The organism is Pontibacter indicus (assembly GCF_900156345.1).
In the GTDB taxonomy this organism is placed as follows: Bacteria; Bacteroidota; Bacteroidia; order Cytophagales; family Hymenobacteraceae; genus Pontibacter; species Pontibacter indicus.
The window spans coordinates 1,071,774-1,096,958 of sequence record NZ_FTPP01000001.1; the positions used below are offsets into that span (position 1 = coordinate 1,071,774).

Genomic DNA, 25,185 nt, shown 5'->3' on the forward strand with positions numbered 1-25,185 from the left:
TACGGAGCCAAATGTTTTGCCGTTAGTAAATGAAAATTGCTGTACATGATGGCACAGGTAAATTGGCTATACCTGGTCTATTATCGTATTTGATAAAATGCAATCGCAAAATCAACTTTTTATATGAACGAACGTTCAATCATAGTATATTTGTGCGGATGTTCATATCGTTATGCCCCGATTCCAGGAAAAAAGAGAGCACAGTATCAATAAGTTAGTGGAAGTGGCCCTAAGTCTTTTCGCTCTAAAGGGTTATGAAGCCACTTCGATCCGCAACATTGCCAGTGAGGCCGGCATGTCGCTCGGATTGCTCTACAATTATTTCAAAAGCAAAGACGAGCTGCTGGAAGAAATATTCCGGCGCGGCGTGGAAGACATACACGCTTCCTTCGAGCAAAGTCCCGAGCAGGGCGGTTCAGGTATAGAGCAGCACATCCGGCAGACCGTGAAACTGCTTAAGGAGAAGAAGGATTTCTGGAAACTGCTGCACGGCATCCGCTTACAGTCCGAAGTGGTGAAACAATTGATGGCTGAAATGCAGGAACAAACCGCCTACATTGAAGATCGCATCCGGCAAAACCTCATCGAGGCGGGTATCCCCTTCCCCGACCTCGAAGCCAAACTCCTTTTCGCCTCCATCGACGGCATGGCCAACCATTTTTTACTATACCCTAATTACCCCATCGATGACGTGGCTTCGCTCCTGATCATGAAGTATAAAAAGTGACTTTAGCCAGATAATAAAGATGAAATCACCAAAATGGCTTGACCGCATTCTGTATCCGTTCGCGCACCACACCCTGCAGTTGCAGACAGGGCAAATGCATTATGTAGACGAGGGCCAGGGCGAGCCCATTGTGTTTGTGCACGGCACCCCCACCTGGTCGTTTGTGTGGCGGCAGCAAATCAAGGCCCTGAGCCGTACCCACCGCTGCATTGCGCCCGACCACCTGGGCTTCGGTCTGTCCGACAAGCCCATGAACTTTGCCTACACGCCCGAAGCGCACGCCCATAATCTGGAGCAACTGATCGATCAGCTGCAGTTAAAAGACATCACCTTGGTGGTGCATGACTTTGGTGGCCCCATTGGCTTGAGTTATGCCCTGAAGCACCCGGAAAACATCAGGCGCCTGGTTATCCTCAATACCTGGATGTGGTCGCTCGAAGACGAAGCGCAGATGATGAAGATCAGTGGTTTCCTCAATAGCGGCATGGGGCGATTCCTATACCTGAACCTGGGTTTCTCTGCCCGCATGTTGCTACCTAAAGGCTACCATCAGAAACGCCACCTGAGCAAAGACGTGCACCAGCATTACTTGAGTCCACTCAGCAACAGCCGAAACCGGATTGGCACCTGGCATTTTGCTGTAGCGCTGAAAGAATCAGGCCTTTGGTTTGACACCCTCTGGAAGCAGCGTGAAAAACTCCGCGCTATACCTAAACTGATCTTGTGGGGAGAGAAAGATAAGCTGCTGCCGCTGCACCTGCTCGATAAATGGCAGCAGGCCTATCCGGATGCGACCGTCAAACGGTATGAGGCCGGGCACTTTGTGCAGGAAGAAAAGGGCGGCGAGATTGCCGACGCTATTAAACATTTTATATAAAGAATATGTAATATTTATTGCAGTTAAAGTAATCTTTTTCATACCTTTATAGTCAAATTAAAACTATGAAAAAGATCATACCTTCGACATGGCTTTTAGTCATTGCCATTCTTTCCTTTTCTTGTGATAAACAGGATGATGAAAGTACCACGATTTTACCCAAAGTGGAGGCTACGATGGAGCGATCTTTTCATTACCTGGAATCAGCAGAAGAAGAAAAAGTAGTCTACAGCCTTAGCCTGCGGGAGATGCAGCTTTTGTCGGACGATCAGAAACTGCAGATTGATTTTGCTCCGGCACGCCCTGCCGCCAACGACGCATTGGTATTCAGCATTAACCAATCGGATCTGTTGAACGGCTACATTGGCACTTACCCGATCCGCTCGCTTTCGAATAACAAAAAGGGACGCGCTGATATAACCTACTATCACTACTATAATAAAACGAGCAAAAGCGCCTTATTCAGTAGTGGCAACCGGATGGAAGGGAAAATTGAAATCAGCGCCTACAATGCCGCAACCGGCCTGGCAAACGGTAGTTTTGAAGTAACGATCAGCAATGTGACCGACCCGACGTCGTACGAAAGCAAGCCTGAGAAGCCGCGCAAGTGTAACATTACTTTGAGCGGTAAATTCAATAACCTGAAACTGGTAAACCCTTAAGTAAAACAGTATACCAGGAAGGTATAATAAAGGTATAGAGACCAGCCGCAAATGCGACTGGTCTTTTATTTTTTATGTCGTTCCTGCAGCACGGCCACCACATCGGCCAGTTCCAGACCGGTAGCAGCCAACAGCACCAGCAGGTGGTAAAGCAGATCGGCAGCCTCGCCCTTCATAGTGTCCAGTTTCCCGGCCACCGCATCGATTACGGTTTCAACAGCTTCCTCACCCACTTTCTGCGCGATCTTGTTCACGCCCTTGTCGAATAGGAAATTGGTATATGACGCCTCCGTCGGGTTGGCCTTGCGCTGTTGGATCACCTCCTCCAGCCGGGCAATGAACTGGATCCCAGCAGCACGTTTGACGGCAGGATCTTCGCCAAAGCAGCTTGTGTCGCCGGTATGGCAGGTCGGTCCGTTGGGCTTCACCTTGATCAGGAGCGAGTCATTGTCACAGTCCTCTGCAATGCTGACCACCTGCAAGGTATGGCCGGAGGTTTCGCCCTTAGTCCAGAGGCGTTTTTTAGAGCGGGAGAAAAACGTCACGAGTCCCTCCTTTTCAGTTTTATCCAGCGCCTCCCGGTTCATGTAGCCCAGCATCAACACCTGGCTTGTCTCAGCATCCTGTATCACAGCAGGTATAAGCCCGCCCATTTTATCGAAATCCAACATAGGTATAGTTTAAAAATTGTTAAATTGTTGATGGTTGAATTGTTGCCTGATGCACGAGCAAAAAAGGTTTCACTGCTTGATTATCAGCGCACGATGGACAGGTCGTAACCTATCCGATTCGTTCACCGGCAAAACATACACCGGTAAATTTGTCCGAATTGTGCAAAACCAATCAACAATTTAAGCAATCAACAACTCACTCACTCACTAAATCACTAAATCAAACCCTCACCGCTATACCTTCGGCTTTCAAAAATTGCTTCAGGTCAGGTATAGACAGTTCGCGGAAGTGGAAGAGGCTGGCGGCAAGGGCGGCGTCGGCATGTGCCACCTGGAAAGCGTCTGCAAAGTGCTGCATGGTGCCGGCGCCGCCTGAGGCAATCACCGGAACGGAAACAGCTTCCGACACTGCCTTCGTAACATCGAGTGCGAATCCGGCTTTGGTGCCGTCGTTGTTCATGCTGGTAAGCAGGATCTCGCCCGCCCCTAAGTCTACTACTCTGCTGGCCCAGTCTACAGTGGCGTGTTCTGTTTCTACGGTACCGGCCCGGGCGTATACCTTCCAGCCCGTGTCTTCGGTATACTTGGTATCAATGGCAACGGTCACACACTGACTGCCAAAGCGTTTTGCCAAATCCTCCACCAGCTGCGGGTTTCGGATAGCAGCCGAGTTAATCGAGACCTTGTCGGCGCCCGCCATCAGCAGCACTTCTACATCGGCCACAGCACTGATACCGCCTCCCACTGTAAAAGGTATATCAATGTGCTTCGCGATGTCACGCACCAGCTCGGCAAAGGTTTTGCGCTCCTCGTTCGTGGCTGTGATATCCAGGAACACCAGTTCGTCGGCGCCCTGTTCAGCATACCATTTGGCCAGTTCAACCGGATCGCCGGCATCGCGGATGTTTTCAAAACGAACACCCTTCACGGTACGGCCGTTCTTAATATCCAGACAAGGTATGATGCGTTTGGTTAACATAAGAATCGCGCTAAGTCCTTTAATGAAATGGTTCCTTCGTAGATGGCTTTTCCGATGATGGCCCCTTTTACGCCGATCTCCTGCAGCTCCTCCAGGTCCTGCACGGTGGTAACGCCGCCGCTGGCAATGACTTGGGCCTCTGGTAGTGTCAATTTCAGATGACGGTAGGTGTTCAAGGACGGGCCTTGCAGCATGCCGTCTTTGCTCACGTCGGTGCAGATGAACAGACGGGCGCCGGTTTTGAGATAGCCGGACATGAAATCCTGCAGCGGGTACTTGCTCTCCTCGGTCCAGGCGCTGATGGCGATGTTGGTGCCTTTGAAGTCGGCCCCGATGATGATCTTCTCGTGCCCGTACTCCAGCAGCCAGTTCTTCACTTTCTCCGGCTCCCGCACCGCAATACTGCCCGCTGTGATTTGCGCCGCACCTGCGTCAAATGCCTGCTGCACTGCCTCGTCTGACTGTAAACCTCCTCCAAAGTCAATGGTGAAGCCGGTGTTGGTTGCGATGTTTTCCAATACGGCCAGGTTGACCGGTTTGCGGGCACGGGCACCGTCCAGATCCACCAGGTGCAGGCGCTTGATGCCGTGTGCCTCGAAACGTTTGGCCACTTCGAGCGGATTGCTGTCGTAGGTGGTCTGGCGCGCAAAGTCGCCCTCGGTGAGGCGCACGCACTGGCCGCCGATCAGGTCAATGGCTGGGATGATCTCCATCATAAGGCAAGGAAGTTTTTGATGATCTGTGAACCGGCAGGTCCGCTTTTTTCGGGGTGAAACTGCGCGGCGTAGAAGTTTTTGTAGTGTAAGGCAGCTGAAAATGGCTCCGGGTAAGACGTCTGCGCAATAGTATGCTCACTCACCGGCACATAATAGCTGTGCACGTAATAGGCATACTCGCCTTCCGCTATACCTCCAAACAAAGGCGATTGTAGCTTCTCCAACTGGTTCCAGCCCATGTGCGGCACCTTCAACTCCGTCTGGAAGCGCTTCACCGGCAAAGGAATAATGCCCAGCATGTCGGTGTCGCCTTCTTCGGAATGCTGGCAAAGCAGCTGCATACCCAGGCACACGCCAAAGAAAGGCTGCTCGAGCGTTGGCAACAGTTTGTCAAGGTTACGAGCCTTCAGTTGCGCCATGGCAGAAGAGGCCTCGCCCACGCCCGGGAAGATCACCTTATCGGCCGACTGTATGGTTTCAAAGTCGCTGCTCAGCGTGGCCTGCACCCCAAGCCGCTCCAGCGCAAACAGCACCGACTGCACATTACCGGCTTTATAATCAACTATAACGAGATCCATTTATATAATGAGTAATGAATAGTGACGAATGATTAATAAATCCTGAAAATCTTTTAATCCAGAAAATCCTGATCCAGATAAACAAAAAAAGCCTGACTCTGTTCGGAGTCAGGCTTTTGGAATATACGCATTAATTAACTACATGCTAGTCCATAGGCAGATGGCTCCGAAACTTTTGCTTCGTGCATGATGATGATGCAGATGTGCCAATGTGCCTTTCATGGCTGCAAATATAAGTGGCGTGTAGCGTAATACCTTGTTTCTAGCTGATTCTTTTTTAGTCCAGGGTATAATCCCTTTTCAGAATGTCAGGTTTTAGGCTATTTTTGGATCATGAAAAAGATAATGATACTGGCTGGTGTGCTTGCCGCGACCATGGCACAGGCCCAGCAGCAGCGCATGACCCCGGAGCTTCTCTGGAAGCTAGGCCGGGTTTCTGCCGAGACCATCACCCCAGACGGTAAATCCGTGATCTACGGCGTGAGCTACCCCAACGTGGAGGAAAACAACAGCGAGCGCAACCTATATACTATACCTGTCAATGGCGGACAAGCCACTCAAATCACCTCGACCAAAGGCGGCGAGAGCGTAGTGCACGTTGATAAGGCTACTGGCAACATTGTATACCTGCACAAAGGCCAGCTCTGGCAGCTAGCCGGCGGCAAGGGCGAGCCGAAGCAACTGACCAACGTGGAAGGCGGTCTGAGCAACGTGCGCTTCTCTCCGGACAGCAAACATGTGCTGTTTTCGCGTGAAGTGCTCGTAAAGCCGATGCACAGCAAAGACCTTTACCCGGAGCTGCATAAGGCCAATGCTTATGTATTTGAGGACTTGAACTACCGTCACTGGGATACCTGGGAAGACGGTAAGTTCCAGCACATTTTCTTCGCCAGCTACAACAACGGACAGCTCGGCACGCCGGTCGACCTGATGAAGGACGAGCCTTTTGATGCACCGCAGATGCCTTTTGGCGGCAAGGAAGACGCGATCTGGAGCCCGGACAGCAAAGCCATTCTGTATGTAAGCAAGAAGAAGTTCGGCAAGGACTACGCCGTGAGCACCAACACCGACATCTACCGCTACGACATCGCCAGCGGCAAGACCACCAACCTGACGGAAGAAAACAAGGGCTATGATACGCACCCGACCTTCAGCGCCGACGGTACTAAAATGGCCTGGCTGGCGATGGACGAAGAAGGCAACGAAGCTGACAAAAACGAGCTGATCGTGCTGGACATCAAGTCTGGCAAGAAGTATAACCTGACCAAAACCTGGGACGAAACCATCAACTCCTTTGAGTGGAGCAACGACGGCAGCAAGATCTGGTTTGTGGCCCCAACCAAAGGCACGATCCAGGTATATGAGATCGCGCTACCGAAAAACCTTGACAAGTTCACTGCCAAAGGTATACGCCAGGTGACCAAAGGCCAGTTCGACGTGAATGGCATCGTGGGTCAGGCCGGCAACAACCTGATCGTGTCGCGCAACGACATGAACCACGCGCCGGAGCTGTACCGACTCGATGTGAAGTCTGGCAACCTGACGCAACTCACCAAAGTAAACGACGAGGTATACGGCAAACTGGCCAAGAGCAAAGTAGAGCCGCGCATCACCAAGGCCAGCGATGGCAAGGACCTACTCTCCTGGATCGTGTATCCGCCGGATTTCGACCCGAACAAAAAATACCCGACGCTGCTTTACTGCCAGGGCGGTCCGCAGTCGGCCCTGACCCAGTTTTACTCCATGCGCTGGAACCTGCAGCTGATCGCGGCGCAGGGCTACATTGTGGTAGCGCCTAACCGCAGAGGCATGCCGGGCCATGGTGAAGAGTGGAACCGCCAGATCAGCGGCGACTGGGGGGGTCAGCCTATCCGCGACTACCTATCGGCCATCGACGACATGGCCAAAGAGCCTTATGTAGACAAAGACAGACTGGGAGCAGTTGGTGCGAGCTACGGCGGTTACTCGGTGTTCATGCTGGCGGGCGTGCACGAAGGTCGTTTCAAGACTTTCATCTCGCACAACGGCCTGTACGACATGCGCAGCTGGTATGGCACAACCGAAGAGATGTTCTTCGCCAACAACGAACTGAAAGGCCCTTACTGGAACACCAAGTCGCCACAGAGCTACAAAGAATTCAACCCAAGTGAGTACGCTGACAAGTGGAACACGCCCATCCTGATCGTGCAGGGCGGCCGCGACTACCGCGTACCGATTGAGCAAGGGCTGCAGGCCTTCCAACTGGCCCAGCTGAAAGGCATCAAGAGCCGCCTGCTCTACCTGCCGGACGAAAACCACTGGGTACTTCAGCCACAAAACGCCATGGTATGGCAGCGTGAGTTCTTCAACTGGTTAGACGAAACGCTGAATAAGAAAGCCAATTAAATAAAGAAAGCCCGGTGCAAAGTGTGCCGGGCTTTTTGTTTGTCTGAATCAGGATTTTCAGGATTAGAAGATACACAGGATTATCGTGCACGATTAACATCCCCCTGCCCCCTTCGAAGGGGGACTATCGGCTATTACTATGCGAGGAGTATAGCTCCGTAGTCACTGTTCAGCAATACCGGGTCGAACCACCCCTTCCCTCCTTGTCCAAGAAGGGGTATCACCTCCCCTAGCCCCTCCTAAAAACAGGAGGGGGACTTTTCTGCCATTGCCACTTTTCAGGTATATGTGCTATAACACTGACATCCTTACAACCTTAGCTGAAGAGTTATAGCTTTAGCCAGGTGCACTGATGACGATTTTGTGTTTGAGCGGTCAGCGAGTTTAAAATCGTCTTGACTTTTTTGCCTACTTTTTTTGTCAAGAAAAAAAGTAGGTGCCCGCCGCACAGGCGAAAAGCCAGCTATGCAATAGCAAAACCGCTATATCAAAAGCTTTCCCGCAGCGCATACGCCTGTCGCATACGGTTTATCAGCCGCTCCGACTCCTTAAAGTTCAGGGTTTGCTGCCCATCCGAAAAAGCCTCCTCCGGTTTCTGGTGCGTTTCGTAGATCACACCATCAGCACCCGCCATGACAGCGGCCAGCGCCATTGGCTCTACATGGTCGCGCAAACCGATGCCGTGCGAGGGGTCCACGATCACCGGCAGGTGCGACTTGGCTTTGAGCACTGGCACTGCGTTCAGGTCAAGCACGTTGCGGTAGGCATTTTCGTAGGAACGGATCCCGCGCTCGCAGAGCATGATCTTTTCGTTACCATTTGAGAAGATGTATTCCGCCGCCTGCAACAGCTCCTCCAGCGTACCGGAGATGCCGCGCTTTAGCAGGACCGGCTTCTGTGCCTCTCCCAAGGCATCCAGGAGGTTGAAGTTCTGGCTGTTGCGGGCTCCCACTTGGAACACATCTACATAATTGATCATGTCCTCGATTTGCGACACCTGCATCACCTCCGTGATGATCTTGATGCCGTTTTCGTGGCAGATGCGGTGAAACATTTTCAGGCCGTCAATCCCCAAGCCCCGGAATGCGTAAGGCGAACTCCGCGGCTTGAACACGCCACCACGCATGATCTTTACATCATTCGCCTTAAGGTGCTCTACCACCAGCTCGATCTGCCGCTCACTCTCGATGGAGCACGGGCCGGCCATCACGCTGAAGTTACCCTCCCCAATCAGCACACCATCACCCAGATCGATCTGAGTTGGCTCTACCCGCCACTTGCGGGAGATCAGCTTATACTCGTCCGACACACGGTGAATGTCGGCCACGCCCGGCAGTTGGCCCAAAGTCCGGATGTCAAATTCTTTCTTGCCGATTCCGACCAGATAATGCCCCTCCTGTGTCACTACCTCATTAGCCTTAAACCCTATACCTTGTACCACCTGCAGGATGCGCTCCTTCAGTTCGGCCGGTATACCTTGTTGCAGTTGTATGATCATGCGATTTGCTCTTGTTTGATGCTCTGAATGAATGTGCTGATGTTTTGCTGCAGACTTCCCTCCTGTGCCAGCGCCTTGATGAAGGCACTGCCAATAATGGCGCCGCTGGCATGGTTGCAGGCTTGCGTAAAGGTGTCGCGGTTGTGTATGCCGAAGCCGATGATGCCCGGATTGCGCAGTCCCAGCGCCTTAACCCGCTCAAAATAAGCAGTGTTAACTACCGAACGCTCCGTTGTACCGCCCGTCACCGAGGCCGATGACACCATGTAGATAAAGCCGTTGCTGTGCCGGTCAATCTCCCGGATGCGCTGCTCCGGTGTTTGCGGCGTGATCAGAAAGATATTGCTCAGCTGATGCTTTTCAAACAGCTCCTTATACTCCCGCACATAATCCGAGAGTGGCAGGTCCGGCAGGATCAGCCCGTCTATACCTATTTCGCTGGCTTTTTGTAGAAAGCGTTCCACACTATACTGCATCACCGGGTTCAGGTAGCCCATCAGCACCAGCGGAATCTGGGTATGGCGTCGGATATCCTGCAGCTGCTCAAAAAGCTTCGGAATGGTCATCCAGTTACGTAGGGCAACCTGTGAGCTTTGCTGAATGGTCGGTCCGTCCGCCAGTGGGTCAGAGAAGGGCATGCCGATCTCAATCAGGTCCACCCCATTTTTCTCCAGTTCCAGAATGATTGGCACTGTGTCCTCCAGGTTGGGGTAACCGGCCGTGAAGTAAACCGAAAGCAAGCCCTCCGGCTTTTGCGCGAAAAGTTGCTGAATTCTATTTGTCATCGAATTTGAATCTGTCAAGGTAAGTACTTAAGTCTTTGTCGCCACGGCCCGATAGGTTGATCACCACCACTTCGTCCGGCTTTGCGCCCAGTCTGCCGATGGCGGCCAGGGCGTGGGCAGATTCAAGGGCAGGTATAATCCCTTCGAGTCTCGTCAGTTCCAGTACCGCCTGCAGTGCCTCTTCGTCGGTTATGCTTTCAAAGATGGCGCGACCAGACTGGTGCAGGTGCGCGTGCAATGGTCCTACGCCCGGGTAATCGAGACCGGCGGAGATGGAATAAGGCTCTGTCACCTGGCCATCCTCTGTCTGCATCAGAAGCGTGCGGCTGCCGTGGATGATGCCTTCCTTGCCCAGCACCGAGGTAGCGGCCGATTCACCGGAGTCTATACCTAGACCGGCAGCCTCCACGGCCACCAGCTTCACCTCGGGCGTATCGAGGTAGTGATAGAAAGCGCCGGCCGCATTGCTGCCACCGCCCACACAGGCCACTACATAATCCGGATTCTCGCTGCCTGTCTTCTCCTGTAGCTGTGCCTTCATCTCTTCGGAGATCACCGCCTGAAAGCGGGCCACCATGTCCGGGTACGGATGCGGTCCCACTACCGAACCGATGATGTAATAGGTATCTTCCGGGTTGTTGATCCAGTCGCGGATGGCTTCGTTGGTAGCGTCTTTCAGGGTGCGGCTGCCGCTGGTAGCGGGCACTACTGTGGCGCCTAACATCTTCATGCGGGCCACATTAGGAGCCTGCCGTTGAATGTCTACTTCACCCATGTACACAATGCACTCGAGGTTCATCAGCGCGCATACCGTTGCCGTGGCCACCCCATGCTGACCGGCCCCCGTCTCAGCGATGATGCGGGTCTTGCCCAGTCGCTTTGCCAACAGGATCTGCCCGATGGTATTGTTAATTTTATGCGCACCGGTGTGGTTCAGGTCTTCGCGCTTGAGGTAGATGTTAGTTTTATACTTCTCTGAAAGGCGCTTGGCAAAGTAGAGCGGTGTCGGGCGGCCGACATAATCCCGCAACAAGACCTGCAGCTCCTCCTGAAAGTCCGGCTCCGCCATGATCTTGAGGTAATTCTGGCGCAGTTCCTCTACATTGGGGTATAACATTTCGGGTACATAAGCCCCACCGAAGCGGCCATAGAAACCATTATCGTCAACTTGGTATTTCATTTCTGTTTCTTATTATCATTTCGACCATCGGGAGAAATCTGGTACACATTCAAATTCAGATCTCTACTATCTTCGAGATGACTGTTAATTTAATTCTTATCCCTTATTAAGCTAAAAAGCTTTTTCAGCTTCTCCACATCCTTCAGCCCCGGCTCCAGCTCAAAGCCACTGTTCACATCGATGGCGAAAGGTTTGGTTCGCAGTTCTTTGAATTCCTTGCTCTGCAGATTTTCCAGGTTCAGTCCACCACTTAGGAAATAAGGTATAGGTGAGAAGTTGCCTTTAAGAATCTCCCAGTCGAAGACAGTGCCGTTGCCACCATAGTTGTTGCCGCGGGTATCGAAGAGGAAATAGTCACAGTAGCGCTCGTAGAGCAGGGTGTTTTCGAACACAAAGCGATCGTCTACGGAGAAAGCCTTGATGATTTTTATACCCGCCTCCTGCAGTTCCCGGCATTGTCCCGGCGTTTCGCGGCCATGCAGCTGAACCAAGTCCAACCCGTATTTCTGGACAGTATCCTGGATGACTTCAGTTGCTTCGTTCACGAACACGCCTACTTTCTGTATACCTGCCGGCAGCCCGGCTAAGAGCTCCGGGGTAATATGGCCTTCACAGAATCGCTTGGAGCCTTCGTAGAAAATGAAGCCCATGTAATCGGGCTGCAGTGCTGCCACCTGCCGGATGTTCTCCGGATCGCGCATGCCACATACCTTTATTTTGATCGCTGCCATGTCTCTGAAATTTTGCCTTATCAATATCCCTATACCTTGCTCAAACTGGTCTGCTGCAAATTGCGCAGCTCCCTAATAAACTCCGCCGCAGCACGCTCCGGACGGCCATCTGTCATGAAGGTCTCACCGATCAGGAAACCGTTGTAGCCTACTGCTTTGAGCTCCACCAGCGTCTGTGCTGATTTCAACCCGCTTTCCGACACTTTGGTGATACCTGCCGGAATATGGTTGGCGAGTTCAAAGGAAAGCGCCACGTCTGTCTGGAACGTCTGTAGATTACGGTTGTTCACGCCCACCACCGTAACGTCCTCACAGAGCGTCTCTTGCAGCTCTTCCAGGCTGTGCACTTCCAGCAGCACCTCCAGGCCAAAGGAGCGGGCAAAGGCGGCCAGTTGTTTCAACCTGGTCGGCTCCAGTGCCGCCGCAATCAGCAAAATAGCATCGGCTCCAATCGACTTCGCTTCCACGATCTGGTACTCGTCCACCGTGAAGTCCTTGCGCAGGATCGGGCAGTAATTGTACTTGCGGGCGATCATCAGGTCTTCATTCTTGCCGCCGAAGAAATTCGTATCGGTTAAGATAGACAGCGCCGAAGCTCCTGCCTGCATGTAACCAATCGAGGTGCGCTCCACGGATACATAAGGATTGATATCGCCTTTTGAAGGCGATTTGCGCTTGATCTCGGCAATGATGCCACTTTTGTCCGTCCGCAAGAGGTAGCGCTCCAGCGACAGGCAAGGCGTTTCGAAGTAGAGGCTTTTCTCCAGCAGCTTCACCGGGTATAGCGCCTTGCGTTCTTCCACTTCTTTGTATTTATGGGCGATGATCTCGTCGAGTATGTTCATGATTTTCGGATTTGAAGATTTGGGGATTTGAAGATTTGAAAATGATCAGACTGTGGCCAGCTTTTCATCCTGTATCAGCCTGTTGAATAAGGTATAAGCTCTGCCTGATTGCAGTGTTTCTTTAGCTATCGCCACGGCATCCGGTATGGCAAATTCCGGACGGGCGCAGTGAATGGCCATACCTGCATTGGCGGCCACGACGTCGGTCTGTGCCGCGGTGCCTTCTCCTTTGATCACCTTCAGGAATATGTCAGCTGAATCGGCTATCCCTCCGCCGCCTTTGATCTGGCTGTGCTCCAATCTGCTCAAGCCAAGGTCACCGGCGTCCAGCAGCTGCTCCTTGTTATCGGCTATCACTTTAAAGGGACTGGTGAGGGAAATCTCGTCGTAGCCGTCCAGGGTATGGAGGATGCTATACCTGACATCGGGCTGCTGTTGGTAGAGGTAGCCATACATGCGGGCAAGTTCAAGACTAAAAACGCCAACCAGCTGTTTTTTAGGGAAAGCTGGGTTCACCATCGGGCCGAGCATATTGAAGAAGGTCTTCACGCCCAGGTCCTTGCGGATCGAGCCGACACTTTTCATAGCCGGGTGAAAAAGCGGCGCGTGGAGGAAGCAGATGTTGTACTCGGCAATGCTACGTTCCAGCTTGTCGGTGTCGGTTGTGAAGCGAATGCCCAGCGCCTCCAGCACATTGGACGAGCCGCAGGAAGAGGACACACCGTAGTTACCATGCTTGGTAACGGCAATACCATTAGCCGCTACTACAAAGGAAGATAAGGTCGAGATGTTAAAGGTATCCTTCCCGTCGCCGCCCGTCCCGCACAGGTCGATCGGATCGTAGGCATCCAGCTCCACACGATGGCAAAGGTCGAGCAGCGCATTGCGGAATCCTTCGAGTTCCTCCACCGTAATGCTCCGCATCATGTACACGGTCAGGAAACTCGACACCTGGTTTTGGTTATACCTGCCAGCCGCAATGTTGACCAGCACCTGCCGCGCCTCTTCCCGGCTCAGGGTTTTATGTTCGAATAAGTGATTCAGTATTTCTTTCATTTTTCTTTGCGTATCACGACACACGTATCAAGTAGCACGACTTTTAACTTTTAACTCTTAACTATTTAACCAGTTCTTCACGATGTCACGTCCGTGTTCGGTGAGCACTGATTCCGGATGGAACTGCACGCCCCGCACATCATACTCTTTGTGGCGTAGTGCCATGATATGGCCAGCTGCATCGACCGCTGTGGGTACCAGGCAGCCGGGTAGATTTGATTCGACCAGCCAGGAGTGGTAGCGGCCGGTGCTGAACTGGCGCGGCAGGTTTTTAAAGAGCGGCTCCTCCGCACAGACTACCTGGACAGGTGTGGCCACGCCGTGCCATACCTCGTTGCTGTTAAACAACTTACCGCCGTATACCTCACCTATTGCCTGATGTCCCAGGCACACGCCAAAGAGGCTTCTGCTTGGGCCAAACTCCCGGATAATCTCCTTTAACATACCTGCTTCATCGGGTATACCCGGGCCGGGTGAAAGCATGATCTTGTCGAACTGCGCCACTTCTTCCAGGCTTGTTTTGTCGTTGCGTCGGACAGTCACTTGAGCACCCAGTTCCTGCAGCAGGTGCACGAGGTTGTAGGTGAAAGAATCGTAGTTGTCAATTACCAGTACTTGCATCTTAATTAATCTCCTGTGCTAAGGTGAGGGCTTTGCGCAAAGCCATTAGTTTATTGTCCACTTCCTGCAGCTCGCTCTCGTCGTCGGAGGCGGCCACGATACCAGCACCCGCCTGGTAGAATAGTTTGTAGTCTTTGCTCAGGAAGGATCGGATCATGATGGCGCTGTTGAAGTTGCCTTTAAAGTCCATGAAGCCGATGCAGCCGCCGTAGAAAGAGCGGTTAGTCGTCTCGTAGCGGTCGATCAGTTGCATGGCCTTGTGCTTGGGCGCGCCGGAGAGTGTACCGGCTGGAAAGGTGCTGGCTACCATCCGCAAGGCATCTTCCGGCTTGTTCAGCTGCCCGGATACCTTAGATACCAGGTGAATGACGTGGGAGTAAAACTGGATCTCCCGGAAGGTCTCTACCTCCACACTATGCCCGTTGCGGCTCAAATCGTTGCGGGCCAGGTCCACGAGCATCACATGCTCCGCGTTTTCCTTCGGGTCGGCGAGCAGCTTTTCAGCCAGGGCGGCATCGGCGGCATCTTCGCCCGTTCTTCGGAAGGTGCCCGCAATCGGGAAAATACTGGCCTTGCCGTTTTTGATCACCAGCTGCGCTTCTGGCGAGGAGCCGAAAATTTTGAAGCTGCCATAGTCGAAGTAGAACAGGTAGGGCGATGGATTGACAGAGCGCAGCGAACGGTATACGTTAAACTCGTCTCCCTGGAAAGCCTGCTCGAAGCGGCGGGACAGTACCAACTGGAATACATCCCCCCGGAAGCAGTGTTCTTTGGCCTTTTTAATATTCTGCAGAAACCCTTCCCGGCTGATGTTGCAGGCCTCTTCACCCACTGCCTTAAAGGTATAGCTCGGAATGTTGCGGCTGTTGAGCAAAGCCTCGAGCTGCGTGATGCCATCCTGATCAGGCTCACCACAGGTATGGGAGAAGAGATAAGCTTCGTTCGTGAAGTGGTTGATAGCGATGATGTAGCGGTAGACGGCATAATACAGGTCCGGCATCTGCTGGCGGTCCGGGCGCAGGCTGATCTGCACGTCTTCGTAGTAGCGCACCGCATCGTAGTTCATATAGCCAAACAAACCGTTGCTGATAAAGCTGAAGTGCGTCTCCTCCGGCTCAAACCTGCCCGCAAAGGCCGACAGCAAGGCCGGCACATCCGTGTCACGGGTGATAGGCGTTTGGCTGGTGTGACCATCCGGGTATACCTCCGTCAGTACCTCGTCCTCTGCCTTAATGCTGGCCATTGGACTGCAGCAGATATAGGAGAAGCTGTTTTCTGCACCGTGGTAGTCCGAGCTCTCGAGCAGAATGCTGTTCGGGAAACGGTCGCGCAGTTTCAGGTATACACTTACCGGCGTGAGCGTGTCGGCCAGCAAGCGTTTGTAGACGGTGTGAATCTTGTAGTTCTTCATCAGTTTGAAAAGGGGTAGAAAATAAAAAAACCTGCCATTCAAGTGAACAGCAGGCTTTTATACCTTTGGCTATAGATTGTATTAGCTTCTTATATCTAACATAGCGGGTCTGTTCACGATACTTTGCGTAACGTGCCACCACCATGCAGTATGAAGAAGATTTTGGATCATGTGCTTTCTAAAACAGGGACAAAAATTGAAGTCCTGTTTTGCAAAGGTAAAGGCTAAACCGTGGAATGCAAATTCTTTCGAAAATTTATTTAAGCAGGTGTGCCAATCTATACCTGTCTTTTCATAACGAAAGATGACCCTAATCTGTAAAGTAACAGGGCGCCAGATTTTGGGAGAAGGCATTCCATAATTGGGAATATTTTGAACAAACAATAACGAGCGCCCTATTGATTAAACCTTGTTTGCCAGCTATTTGGCTCATTTTACCAACCTTGTACTGATTGGGTCTGGTTTTTGAGCAATACCTATTCCACTTGGATGTATTTATCCTGCTTCAATGGCTCAGCATAAAAGCTATGCGAGCGAGCAAGGTTAAGGCTGGATGTATCTGAAATGAACTTATGAAATTGGTTAGGAACGAAATTTTGCATAGGCAAAGCAATATTCTGATTGAATTTAACCACTCGGAGGGATGGATTTATGTGAACTGGCGCGGTTACCAGAATTACGACACGGTGGTGGCCGGCTGTGAAAAGATACTGGAGATACTACTGGAATTAAATTGCACTAAAGTACTCAACGACAACACCAACGTGGAGGGCATTTGGTCAGGCGCTTCGAGATGGGTGGGTCAGGACTGGCTTCCCAGAATGCAGGCTGCCGGGCTGGAGTGTTTTGCGTGGGTGTACTCTCCCAGCGTTTTTAGTCGGCTTTCAGCTGACAAGACACTCAGTTGCACTGAAGACCCCAGCTTTATACGAACTTTTGATGAAATCACGGCGGCTAGCGACTGGTTGCGCAGCTTCTGAAATCAACCAACCGCTTTAACAACCAGAAAAGGGGTTGCCTGTAACTATTCAGGCAACCCCTTCTTAATTCTAGATAGTGCTATTTACAAAGTCCCTTTCGTGCTAGGTATAGAGTTGTCCTCCGGATTTCGCTTCACCGCCATCTGAATCGCTTTGGCAAACGCCTTGAAAATCGCCTCGATCTTGTGGTGCTCATTCTGCCCTTCGGCTTTCACGTTGAGGTTACACTTTGCCGCGTCGTTGAACGACTTGAAGAAATGGAAGAACATTTCGGTTGGCATGTCGCCCACCTTCTCGCGCTTGAACTCAGCTTCCCACACCGTCCAGGGCCTTCCGCTAAAGTCCAGGGCCACTTGGGCCAGCACGTCATCCATCGGCAGCAGGAAACCATAGCGACTGATGCCTTTCTTATCGCCAAGCGCTGCCAGGAAGGCTTCGCCGAGGGCAAGTCCCGTATCTTCGATGGTATGATGCTCGTCGATGTGCAGGTCGCCTTTTACCTGTATGCTGAGGTCCAGTTTGCCGTGCTTGGCGAGCTGCTCCAGCATGTGGTCGAAGAATCCGAGTCCGGTATGGATATTCATCTGCCCGGTACCATCCAGGTTCAGGTCGATTGCTATATCGGTCTCGCTTGTCTGGCGTCTGATAGAAGCGCGACGGGCAGGCAGTTTCAGGAAGGTATAGATCTCATCCCAGTCGTTGGTGCTCAGGGCGGCATCCTCCACCACGTTCTCCCCGATAAAGATCGCTTGGGCACCCAGGTTTTTAGCCAGTTGTACATCCGTTAGCCTGTCTCCAATCACATAAGAGTTGCCCAGATCATATTCTCCTGACAGGTATTTTTTCATCATGCCTATACCTGGCTTTCTGGTCTCAAGCCCTTCATGCTCAAAGCTGCGATCAATTAGAATATCGTCGAATGTGATGCCTTCTCCTTTCAGGATATCGAGCATCTTATTCTGGTAGGGCCAGAAGGTGTGCTCCGGGTATGAATCAGTGCCGAGTCCGTCCTGGTTGGTTACCATCACGAGTTCGTAATCCAGCTCGTTGTAAATTCTGTACAGATTACGAATTACTTTGGGCAGGAACTCAAACTTCTCAAAAGAGTCCACCTGAAAATCGGTTTTCGGCTCTACCAGTATGGTGCCGTCCCGGTCTATGAATAATGCTTTTTTCATTTTTTATATCGTGCTACAAAATTAAAACTCAGCTATAGCCTGAAATAGCTGTTGATTTTCTTCTGTGGTGCCAACCGATATGCGCAGGCAGCCCTCACAACCCGGCAGACTGGATCGGTTACGGACCACAATGCCATGCTCCAGCAGGTGGTTGTACAGGCCATTGGCGTCTTTTACCTTCACGAGCAGGAAGTTGGCATCCGATGGGTATACCTTCAGCACAGCATCCAGGGTCGGAAGGGCTTGCACCAGCATTTCCCTTTCCTGCACGATTTCCTCGATCATATAAGCCAGCTGCTCTGTTTGCTCCAGCGCCTGGAGGGCCAGTTCCTGGGTAGCTTCATTAATGTTATAAGGCGGTTTTATCTTGTCGAGCAGCGCAATAATCTCTTCGGAGGCAAAGGCCATACCTATCCGCAAACCGGCCATGCCCCAAGCTTTGGAGAAGGTCTGCAAAACAACCAGGTTCGGATACTCTTCCAGGCGAGTAGTCCAACTCGGTGCATCGGCAAAATCGATATAGGCTTCGTCAACCACCACCAGGCCATCGAAATTATCCAGCAGGGTTTCAATGCTTTCCGCTTTGATCAGGTTACCGGTTGGGTTGTTGGGCGAGCAGATGAAGATCAGCTTGGTTGTGACCTTTACCTGGCGCAATACTTCCAGCACCGGAACCTGAAACTCCGGTGTCAGTTGCACGGCGTCCAGCTGCACTTCATTCAGATTGGCTGACACTTCATACATGCCGTATGTTGGCGGCAGGTGCAGCATGCTGTCCTGTCCCGGTCGGCAAACCATCCGGTAGACCAGATCGATGGCTTCATCAGAGCCGTTTCCCAGGAAAATCTGGGAAGGCCTCACTCCTTTTATACCTGCGATCTTCTCCTTTAGCTTTTTTTGATGCGGATCCGGATAACGGTTGTAACCAGCTCCAGCCAGACTGCCCACATTATTTTCGTTTGCGTCTATGAAGACGCTCGCGGTGCCTTTAAACTCATCGCGGGCCGATGAATAGGCTTTCATGTTGCGAACGTTCGGGCGTACAATACTTTCCAGGTTAAACATTTTTCACCTCCTTCAGTCTGATAGTGACGGCATTCTTGTGTGCTTCCAGGCCTTCTGCGGCAGCCATTACCTCGATCGTCTTCCCGATGTTCTGCAATCCTGCCGGTGTGATGTGCTGGAACGTGATCTTTTTGACAAAACTATCGAGCGACACGCCACTGTAGGCGCGGGCATAGCCATTGGTAGGCAAGGTATGGTTGGTGCCCGAGGCGTAGTCGCCGGCTGACTCCGGGCTGTAGTTACCCAGGAACACGGAGCCCGCATTGGTGATCTTGTCTAGCACTTCCTCAAAATTGCTGATCGACAGGATCAGGTGCTCCGGTGCGTACAGGTTCGAGAAAGCTATCATCTCCTCTACACTGAGCAGCACTACACCTATACTGTTCGATAAAGCCTTTGCAGCAAAACCTTTACGTGGCAGCAGCTCCAGTTGCGCTTGCAGCTCCTTCTCTACCTGGCTTAGCACCTCGGCTGAGTTGGTCAACAGCACGACCTGCGAATCAGCGCCATGTTCCGCCTGCGAGAGCAAGTCGGCTGCCACGAAAGCAGGGTTGGCCGAGTCATCCGCGATCACGAGCACTTCCGAAGGACCGGCAGGCAGGTCGATAGCAACGCCTGTTTTGCTGAGCATCTGTTTGGCCACGGTCACGTATTGGTTACCCGGGCCAAAGATCTTGTTCACAGCCGGTACGCTCTCCGTGCCGAAAGCCATGGCGGCTATAGCTTGCGCGCCACCAGCTTTCACTACTTTCGCTATACCTAGCAACGTGGCTGTATAAAGGATGGCCGGGTGAACGGAGCCATCTTTGGCAGGCGGCGTGCAAAGCACCACTTCCGGACACCCTGCTAGTCGAGCCGGCACCCCCAGCATCAGGAGGGTCGAGAAGAGCGGCGCTGTGCCGCCAGGTATGTAAAGTCCTACGCTGTCAATCGGTACGCTCTTGCGCCAGCAGGTCACGCCGGGCATGGTTTCCACCGGCTTGGATTGCTCCGCCTGCTGTGCGTGAAATAACTGTATATTGCTGTAGGTTTGCAAAATAGCCTGCTTTAGTTCTTCCGAAAGTAGAGACTCTGCCACTGCCAGTTCTTCAGGGGAAGCGAGCAAATTTTCTAATTGCGCACCGTCGTATTTCTGAGCCAATTCTCTCAACGCTGCATCTCCCTGCACCCGCACTAGCTGGAAAGTCTGTGCTATACCTGCCTCTAGATCTTCAAAGTTTTGTGTAGGCCGTTTTACCAGCTCGGGCCACTCCGCTATACCTGGGTATTCGATCTTGCGCATCATACAATCATCTTTTCTATGGGTACCACCAAAATGCCTTGCGCACCTGCTTCTTTCAGCTTCTCGATGATTTCCCAAAAATCATCCTCGTTCACCACCGAGTGCAGCGAGCTCCAGCCCTTCTCGGCAAGCGGCAAAATGGACGGCGACTTGGCACCAGGCAACAACTGACTGATTTCCTCGATCTTTTCGTTCGGAGCATTGAGCAGAATATACTTCGCCTTTTGGGCCCGCTGCACCGCATGGATACGGAACAAAAGTTTGTCCAGCACCCTGCGCTTTTCTGCATCCAGTCCCTCGTTGGCAATTAGCACAGCCTGCGAACTAAACACACGCTCTACTTCCCTTAGCCCGTTGCTTATGAGTGTGCTGCCAGAGCTTACAATATCGCAGATGGCATCTGCCAGACCAATGCTGGGCGCGATCTCGACAGAGCCGCTGATAGTATGGATGTTGGCATCAACGCCTTTCTCATCGAGGTAGGTCTGGAGCAGTTTTGGGTAGGATGTGGCAATATTCTTGCCTTGCAGGTCGCTGATATGCTCGTAGCTGTCGCCTTTCGGAACAGCCAATGACAGGCGGCATTTCGAAAAACCCAGCTGCTCGACAGCCAGTCGCTGCATCCCTTCCTCTACCAGCACATTTTCGCCTACAATGCCAATGTCGGCCACACCGTCGGCCACATAGCCGGGTATATCATCGTCGCGCAGGTATAGGATCTCGAGCGGAAAATTGGTTGATTCGGTTTTAAGTTTAAGTGAGCTGGTAATAAAGGAGATGCCGCACTCGCGGATCAGTTTGAGCGAGTCTTCGCTCAGTCGGCCAGACTTCTGGATTGCTAATCGTAGCATATAATTTGAGTAGATTAAACAGGTATAACGACAAAAACCTTGCTGAAGGCAAAGTGTAAAAAGGGTGCAAGACCCTACAGGGGGCTATATAGTAGTATGATTCCTCTTACGAGGAATGATGGAAATGATGATGCGCAGCAGAACCACAGGCAACAGGCGCTGCCGTAGAAGTGAAAAGAATGCTATTTAGCGTGGTTTTGTTCATCTGCTGACGCAAAGGTACAGTTGATTTTGGTATATACAAACCTGAGCCAATAATGTTTTGGGCAGCACATAATTTGGCCCTTCACTAAAAAGGCACCCGTCAGTTACGACAGGTGCCTTTTTAGTGAAGGGCCAAAAGACCCCGAAAGCGTCAGGTTACTTTTTCAGGATCATCTTAATGCTCTGCGCTTTAGAACCAGTGATCAGGCGGGCAATGTATACGCCTTCAGCCAGGTTGCGGGCATCCAGTTCGTACTCGTACACCTGTCCGGCCTCAGCCTTGCCGGTTGCTACCTTTTTGATCAACGAACCTCTCACATCGTATACCTCCAGTGCAAACTGCTCTTCCGTATCGAATGCGAAGCGAATCGTCGTGCGGTCAGAGAACGCATTTGGATAGTTGTCGAAGCGGGCAGAAGACAAGCCTTCCAGTTGGTCAGCTGTTTCGAGTTTTTTGCCGTTGCTGGCTGTAAGCTCTTTCGCTTCATGGATCACGATAGAGCCACCGCCTGTGCCACTGTTGCCCAGGATAGTCGCATCGTCTCCATTTTCAGCTTTGCCGATTTGGTTGTCATATACTACTTGGTTTTTGCTGTCCAAGATCTTGATTCTGAATCTGTCGGCATTAGGGGTACCTTTCGTGTCACCGTCAATTGCAACTATGGTAAACTTAAAGCCAGTCTGTCCATTTACAGTACCAGTACCACGGTAAGTTGCTTTACCACCGGCAATCACAAGTGAACCAGACTCGTGCATTGTGCTCTTGAAGTTCACGTTGCCGGCGCTGAACTGGAACTCAGTATTACCGTCTACCTGACTGCTGCCTTTCTTGTATTTGGATACAAAACCGAAGTTTGCTTTGCCAATTGCATCAGGATCTAAAGGCATCGCACCTTTGGGAGACTCGATCCAACCACCACCAGTTACAAAGCTGCCGCTGGCATCGAACACAGGGATGTAGGCTTCTGAAGAAGAACAGCCTTCCCCTGCTGTAACTGCTACCTTGTAAACGCCTAGTTTCAAAACTGAACTTGGAACTTCACCAGTTGCAACACCTGACGCACCCGTCTCTGTAGTATTAGTATGTACAATAGCTCCTGCTTCATTAGTAACAGTAAAAGTCACCGGAACACCACTAATATAAGCAGTACCGGCAGTCACAGTTGCTGATAAAACTGCAGAAGTCGTATTCAATGCAACAGGTCTGCTGCTCGCACTTGCATCAACCGATATACCTAGAATATCGAGGTTTGCTGATACATAAGTGATGGCAAAGTTACTATTAGTCAGAGTACCCTGGCCGATGACATAGGATCCTACAATCTCGCCCCTAGTTCTGGATAGAGAACCTGCGAAGCTAATCTCAGCACCATTTGCCAAAGCAGCACCTACAGCAGGGCTCGATCCGAAAGTTAGAGTAGGATCTGCTTGACCGCAGTATTTCTGCTTCGCTTCTGCTGTCACAGTGACACTCAGCGGTGTGATGCTCAGGTTGGCGCCATTGTAAGTCAGGGTATAGTTATCGCTCAGGGCAAGAGAGCCTTTCGCAATCGCATACGAGCCTACGTTTTCGCCGACAGCTCTGTTCAGAGAGCCAAAGAAGGCATCATTTCCAACAAGTGAGCCAGTCGTGATAGTATAAGTTAAAACAGGATCCACATCTCCATAGGTCTTGCTTTTTGAATTGGCCGTAACAGTGATGGCCGCCTTGTTGATCACAATCGAGGCAGTGCCGCTCTGGTCTTCGTAGTTGCCGGTCGCGTCGGTGAAGCTCCAGTTGGCCGTGCCGCCAGGGGCGTTGGTGAACGTGCCGCCTAGGTCGAGGCCGGCAAGGCTCTCGCCCTTCACGCCTTTCGCCGAACCTGAAGCGCCGTGCTCTTCGCCGTCATAAGTAACTGTCTTGCCTTCCACGCTAACAATGGCCGCCGCCTTGTTGATCACAATCGAGGCAGTGCCGCTCTGGTCTTCGTAGTTGCCGGTCGCGTCGGTGAAGCTCCAGTTGGCCGTGCCGCCAGGGGCGTTGGTGAACGTGCCGCCTAGGTCGAGGCCGGCAAGGCTCTCGCCCTTCACGCCTTTCGCCGAACCTGAAGCGCCGTGCTCTTCGCCGTCATAAGTAACTGTCTTGCCTTCCACGCTAACAATGGCCGCCGCCTTGTTGATTACCAGTGTGCCTTTTACAGTAGCTTCCTCATAGTTGTCGTTTCCGGTAAACGCAGCCAGCACATCGTAAGAACCAGCGTTAACTGGAGACACCACAGTTGTTTCACTCTGCTTATATGTGACAATTGCAGCGCCCAGGTCAGCACCATTGACACCAGTTACCTGGGCAATAGTAACCGATTTTCCCGCTCCGTCATAGGTATAAGGTCCACCAACTTCCAACGAAACGGACGGTGTTGCTTTAGTGACATTAATCTTAACAGTAGCTGTTGCTGTTTTGTAATTATTTGTTTCGGCTGCTGTTACAGTAATAGTTTGATTATTACCAGCATTGAGGACTATACCCGCTGACGGCGAGTAAGTCAAAACAGCATTCTCCAGTGCCGAGGCGCTCAATTGTGTTGCTGAAAGTGCAGTACCATAAGTAATGTAAGCAGGATTATTCCAAGTGATTGTTTGATCGGCTTTATTTACAGATAGGTTGGCAGTGTTGCTACTTTCACTGTAAGTAGCATCACCTCCAAACATTGCGGTAACAGCATTAGTGTGTTCTCCTGCGTTAATACCACTTAGGCTAACATTATTTAAAACGGCAACTCCATTAGCATCCGTTGTAGCAGTACCAACTGACTCGCCATTCAAATTAAAGCTAATGTCTTTCCCACTAAGGTTAGTGGTTTCTGATTTGAGGGTAGCAGAAAGTGAAGTAGTTCCACCGTATGTACCTATAGCAGTACCTAATGAAAGAGCTGTAGGTTTTATAGTATTGATTTCAACTTCAACTGTACCCGCAACACTAGTACAACCATTCACAGTCGCAGTTACCGAGTAAGTTCCGCTAGCTGCTGAATTGACATTTGTTATAGTTGGATTCTGTGCTGTTGAAGTAAAACTATTGGGGCCAGTCCAAGAATAAGTGGCTCCAGCTACTAAAGAGGCTGATAGTCTTAATGTTTCGTCCACATTAACTGGACTGTTGCTTGAAGCTGTTGGAGCAATAGGCGCCGGATTGATTATGATATTTACATTATTGAGTGGAGAATTAGTTTCTGGATTTATGGATCTAACCCTAACTCTATAATTCGCCCCTGCAATTACCGATGGTACTACACCATTTATTGTAAGTATTCCATTCCCCCCATCGTTGTCTGTTAACTCTCCAATTTTACCAAGAACCATTGTTCCATTAAAATTAGTAAGCTCAGCAATAAAAGTAGCACCCGCTACGAATTGTCCTCTAACTCCATTGTTCTGTGCAGCAACTTTTTCAAATTCCACAGAAATTGGTTTCCCAATACAAAAATTTGTCCCATTTAAAACTTTAACCGAACTTATCCCTGCGTCAGTAAATGTTGTAGTTGCTATTTTACCGGTTTGCTTACCTTTTACCTCAACAGTAAAGGTTACCCCTAAGTGTCTCTCTTCAATTGGATACTCAATTTTCCAATATCCATTTTTATCCACTTTTGTATCATGATAACCGTGGTGATGATCATGAGCAGGATCTTCGTTAAAATGAACATCGACTAGGGAATCCTGCACCCAACCAAAACCTTCAATAATAGCGGTTTGCCCAGGTGAGTAATCATCCTTATCCGATACAACCGTCGGCTCATAATTATCTAAGGCGCTTACGCCTGCAAAGGACAGCGTAGCCAGCAACGTGACTACATAAAGCAGCCGCCACTTTGAAAAATGTTTTAGTAAAAGTTTCACATTCATAAATCTGTAGTAAAAGGGTTA

General features: G+C 51.2%; 22 protein-coding genes. 5 read left to right on the forward strand and 17 right to left on the reverse strand.

Translation table 11 applies throughout. The features are described 5' to 3' along the window. The first annotated feature begins 172 nt into the window (after positions 1-172). The 3 genes from B0B12_RS04625 (at position 173) to B0B12_RS04635 (ending at position 2,266) form a co-directional block, all read left to right on the forward strand. Positions 173-727, forward strand: a complete 555-nt coding sequence (locus B0B12_RS04625) for a TetR/AcrR family transcriptional regulator (RefSeq protein ID WP_076666293.1) — start codon at positions 173-175, stop codon at positions 725-727. A gap of 19 nt (positions 728-746) precedes the next feature. Beyond that, positions 747-1,604 carry an alpha/beta fold hydrolase gene (locus tag B0B12_RS04630; RefSeq protein WP_076666294.1) on the forward strand — a complete coding sequence of 286 codons (858 nt, stop codon included), beginning with the start codon at positions 747-749 and terminating at the stop codon, positions 1,602-1,604. Positions 1,605-1,669: 65 nt separating this feature from the next. Then, positions 1,670-2,266, forward strand: a complete 597-nt coding sequence (locus B0B12_RS04635; RefSeq protein WP_076666295.1) for a hypothetical protein — start codon at positions 1,670-1,672, stop codon at positions 2,264-2,266. Positions 2,267-2,331: 65 nt separating this feature from the next. On the opposite strand, the gene hisIE is transcribed toward B0B12_RS04635, so the two are convergent. The 4 genes from hisIE to hisH form a co-directional block, all read right to left on the reverse strand. After that, positions 2,332-2,937, reverse strand: a complete 606-nt coding sequence (hisIE, locus tag B0B12_RS04640) for a bifunctional phosphoribosyl-AMP cyclohydrolase/phosphoribosyl-ATP diphosphatase HisIE (protein ID WP_076666296.1) — start codon at positions 2,935-2,937, stop codon at positions 2,332-2,334. Between the two features lie 220 nt (positions 2,938-3,157). Then, complete coding sequence (hisF, locus tag B0B12_RS04645; RefSeq protein ID WP_076666297.1) at positions 3,158-3,916, reverse strand: imidazole glycerol phosphate synthase subunit HisF; 759 nt, start codon at positions 3,914-3,916, stop codon at positions 3,158-3,160. Further along, positions 3,910-4,632 carry a 1-(5-phosphoribosyl)-5-[(5-phosphoribosylamino)methylideneamino]imidazole-4-carboxamide isomerase gene (gene hisA, locus B0B12_RS04650; RefSeq protein WP_083704077.1) on the reverse strand — a complete coding sequence of 241 codons (723 nt, stop codon included), beginning with the start codon at positions 4,630-4,632 and terminating at the stop codon, positions 3,910-3,912. The genes hisF and hisA overlap by 7 nt, the downstream gene beginning before the upstream one ends. Further along, a complete protein-coding gene (gene hisH / locus B0B12_RS04655) occupies positions 4,629-5,210 on the reverse strand; it encodes an imidazole glycerol phosphate synthase subunit HisH (protein WP_076666298.1) in 582 nt (193 codons plus the stop codon). Before hisH ends, hisA begins: the two co-directional genes overlap by 4 nt. Positions 5,211-5,543: 333 nt before the next feature. Here hisH and B0B12_RS04660 point away from each other — a divergent pair, with 333 nt between their 5' ends. Continuing rightward, positions 5,544-7,595, forward strand: a complete 2,052-nt coding sequence (locus B0B12_RS04660; protein WP_076666299.1) for a S9 family peptidase — start codon at positions 5,544-5,546, stop codon at positions 7,593-7,595. A gap of 487 nt (positions 7,596-8,082) precedes the next feature. Here B0B12_RS04660 and B0B12_RS04665 read toward each other — a convergent pair whose 3' ends face one another. The 8 genes from B0B12_RS04665 to B0B12_RS04700 all read right to left on the reverse strand — a co-directional run bounded on the left by B0B12_RS04665 (position 8,083) and on the right by B0B12_RS04700 (position 15,722). Further along, a complete protein-coding gene (locus B0B12_RS04665; RefSeq protein WP_076666300.1) occupies positions 8,083-9,093 on the reverse strand; it encodes a bifunctional 3-deoxy-7-phosphoheptulonate synthase/chorismate mutase in 1,011 nt (336 codons plus the stop codon). Further along, positions 9,090-9,878 (reverse strand): tryptophan synthase subunit alpha, encoded by a 789-nt coding sequence (gene trpA / locus B0B12_RS04670; protein ID WP_076666301.1) that lies wholly within the window; start codon positions 9,876-9,878, stop codon positions 9,090-9,092. The genes B0B12_RS04665 and trpA overlap by 4 nt, the downstream gene beginning before the upstream one ends. Beyond that, a complete protein-coding gene (gene trpB / locus B0B12_RS04675; RefSeq protein ID WP_076666302.1) occupies positions 9,868-11,058 on the reverse strand; it encodes a tryptophan synthase subunit beta in 1,191 nt (396 codons plus the stop codon). The genes trpA and trpB overlap by 11 nt, the downstream gene beginning before the upstream one ends. An 89-nt stretch (positions 11,059-11,147) precedes the next feature. Beyond that, the gene (locus B0B12_RS04680; RefSeq protein WP_342039361.1) at positions 11,148-11,789 is read right to left on the reverse strand and encodes a phosphoribosylanthranilate isomerase; all 642 of its coding nucleotides are present in this window, start codon (positions 11,787-11,789) and stop codon (positions 11,148-11,150) included. 29 nt (positions 11,790-11,818) lie between these two features. Next, complete coding sequence (trpC, locus tag B0B12_RS04685) at positions 11,819-12,634, reverse strand: indole-3-glycerol phosphate synthase TrpC (RefSeq protein WP_076666303.1); 816 nt, start codon at positions 12,632-12,634, stop codon at positions 11,819-11,821. A gap of 45 nt (positions 12,635-12,679) precedes the next feature. Continuing rightward, positions 12,680-13,690, reverse strand: a complete 1,011-nt coding sequence (gene trpD, locus B0B12_RS04690; protein WP_076666304.1) for an anthranilate phosphoribosyltransferase — start codon at positions 13,688-13,690, stop codon at positions 12,680-12,682. A gap of 57 nt (positions 13,691-13,747) precedes the next feature. Further along, positions 13,748-14,311: an anthranilate synthase component II gene (locus B0B12_RS04695; RefSeq protein ID WP_076666305.1), complete on the reverse strand. Its 564-nt coding sequence runs from the start codon at positions 14,309-14,311 to the stop codon at positions 13,748-13,750. 1 nt (position 14,312) lies between these two features. Next, entirely contained in the window at positions 14,313-15,722 is a 1,410-nt protein-coding gene (locus B0B12_RS04700) for an anthranilate synthase component I family protein (RefSeq protein WP_076667677.1), read from the reverse strand. Positions 15,723-16,318: 596 nt separating this feature from the next. Here B0B12_RS04700 and B0B12_RS04705 point away from each other — a divergent pair. Then, positions 16,319-16,702, forward strand: a complete 384-nt coding sequence (locus tag B0B12_RS04705) for a hypothetical protein (protein WP_244554595.1) — start codon at positions 16,319-16,321, stop codon at positions 16,700-16,702. Between the two features lie 83 nt (positions 16,703-16,785). Here the strand turns inward: B0B12_RS04705 and hisB are convergent, their stop codons facing one another. The 5 genes from hisB to B0B12_RS04730 all read right to left on the reverse strand — a co-directional run bounded on the left by hisB (position 16,786) and on the right by B0B12_RS04730 (position 25,164). Then, positions 16,786-17,880 carry a bifunctional histidinol-phosphatase/imidazoleglycerol-phosphate dehydratase HisB gene (gene hisB / locus B0B12_RS04710; protein ID WP_076666307.1) on the reverse strand — a complete coding sequence of 365 codons (1,095 nt, stop codon included), beginning with the start codon at positions 17,878-17,880 and terminating at the stop codon, positions 16,786-16,788. Between the two features lie 21 nt (positions 17,881-17,901). Next, positions 17,902-18,945, reverse strand: coding sequence for a histidinol-phosphate transaminase (gene hisC, locus B0B12_RS04715; RefSeq protein ID WP_076666308.1), 1,044 nt, complete (start codon positions 18,943-18,945; stop codon positions 17,902-17,904). Beyond that, a complete protein-coding gene (gene hisD / locus B0B12_RS04720) occupies positions 18,938-20,227 on the reverse strand; it encodes a histidinol dehydrogenase (RefSeq protein ID WP_076667679.1) in 1,290 nt (429 codons plus the stop codon). The genes hisC and hisD overlap by 8 nt, the downstream gene beginning before the upstream one ends. Next, entirely contained in the window at positions 20,227-21,078 is an 852-nt protein-coding gene (gene hisG / locus B0B12_RS04725; protein WP_076666309.1) for an ATP phosphoribosyltransferase, read from the reverse strand. Before hisG ends, hisD begins: the two co-directional genes overlap by 1 nt. 360 nt (positions 21,079-21,438) lie before the next feature. Further along, positions 21,439-25,164: an MBG domain-containing protein gene (locus B0B12_RS04730; RefSeq protein ID WP_083704078.1), complete on the reverse strand. Its 3,726-nt coding sequence runs from the start codon at positions 25,162-25,164 to the stop codon at positions 21,439-21,441. Between the last annotated feature and the right edge of the window lie 21 nt (positions 25,165-25,185).

Coding starts and splice junctions, on each gene's coding strand:
- B0B12_RS04625 (WP_076666293.1), top strand. CDS start 173: ATGCCCCGATTCCAGGAAAAAAGAGAGCACAGTATCAATAAGTTAGTG.
- B0B12_RS04630 (WP_076666294.1), top strand. CDS start 747: ATGAAATCACCAAAATGGCTTGACCGCATTCTGTATCCGTTCGCGCAC.
- B0B12_RS04635 (WP_076666295.1), top strand. CDS start 1,670: ATGAAAAAGATCATACCTTCGACATGGCTTTTAGTCATTGCCATTCTT.
- hisIE (WP_076666296.1), bottom strand. CDS start 2,937: ATGTTGGATTTCGATAAAATGGGCGGGCTTATACCTGCTGTGATACAG.
- hisF (WP_076666297.1), bottom strand. CDS start 3,916: ATGTTAACCAAACGCATCATACCTTGTCTGGATATTAAGAACGGCCGT.
- hisA (WP_083704077.1), bottom strand. CDS start 4,632: ATGATGGAGATCATCCCAGCCATTGACCTGATCGGCGGCCAGTGCGTG.
- hisH (WP_076666298.1), bottom strand. CDS start 5,210: ATGGATCTCGTTATAGTTGATTATAAAGCCGGTAATGTGCAGTCGGTG.
- B0B12_RS04660 (WP_076666299.1), top strand. CDS start 5,544: ATGAAAAAGATAATGATACTGGCTGGTGTGCTTGCCGCGACCATGGCA.
- B0B12_RS04665 (WP_076666300.1), bottom strand. CDS start 9,093: ATGATCATACAACTGCAACAAGGTATACCGGCCGAACTGAAGGAGCGC.
- trpA (WP_076666301.1), bottom strand. CDS start 9,878: ATGACAAATAGAATTCAGCAACTTTTCGCGCAAAAGCCGGAGGGCTTG.
- trpB (WP_076666302.1), bottom strand. CDS start 11,058: ATGAAATACCAAGTTGACGATAATGGTTTCTATGGCCGCTTCGGTGGG.
- B0B12_RS04680 (WP_342039361.1), bottom strand. CDS start 11,789: ATGGCAGCGATCAAAATAAAGGTATGTGGCATGCGCGATCCGGAGAAC.
- trpC (WP_076666303.1), bottom strand. CDS start 12,634: ATGAACATACTCGACGAGATCATCGCCCATAAATACAAAGAAGTGGAA.
- trpD (WP_076666304.1), bottom strand. CDS start 13,690: ATGAAAGAAATACTGAATCACTTATTCGAACATAAAACCCTGAGCCGG.
- B0B12_RS04695 (WP_076666305.1), bottom strand. CDS start 14,311: ATGCAAGTACTGGTAATTGACAACTACGATTCTTTCACCTACAACCTC.
- B0B12_RS04700 (WP_076667677.1), bottom strand. CDS start 15,722: ATGAAGAACTACAAGATTCACACCGTCTACAAACGCTTGCTGGCCGAC.
- hisB (WP_076666307.1), bottom strand. CDS start 17,880: ATGAAAAAAGCATTATTCATAGACCGGGACGGCACCATACTGGTAGAG.
- hisC (WP_076666308.1), bottom strand. CDS start 18,945: ATGTTTAACCTGGAAAGTATTGTACGCCCGAACGTTCGCAACATGAAA.
- hisD (WP_076667679.1), bottom strand. CDS start 20,227: ATGCGCAAGATCGAATACCCAGGTATAGCGGAGTGGCCCGAGCTGGTA.
- hisG (WP_076666309.1), bottom strand. CDS start 21,078: ATGCTACGATTAGCAATCCAGAAGTCTGGCCGACTGAGCGAAGACTCG.
- B0B12_RS04730 (WP_083704078.1), bottom strand. CDS start 25,164: ATGAATGTGAAACTTTTACTAAAACATTTTTCAAAGTGGCGGCTGCTT.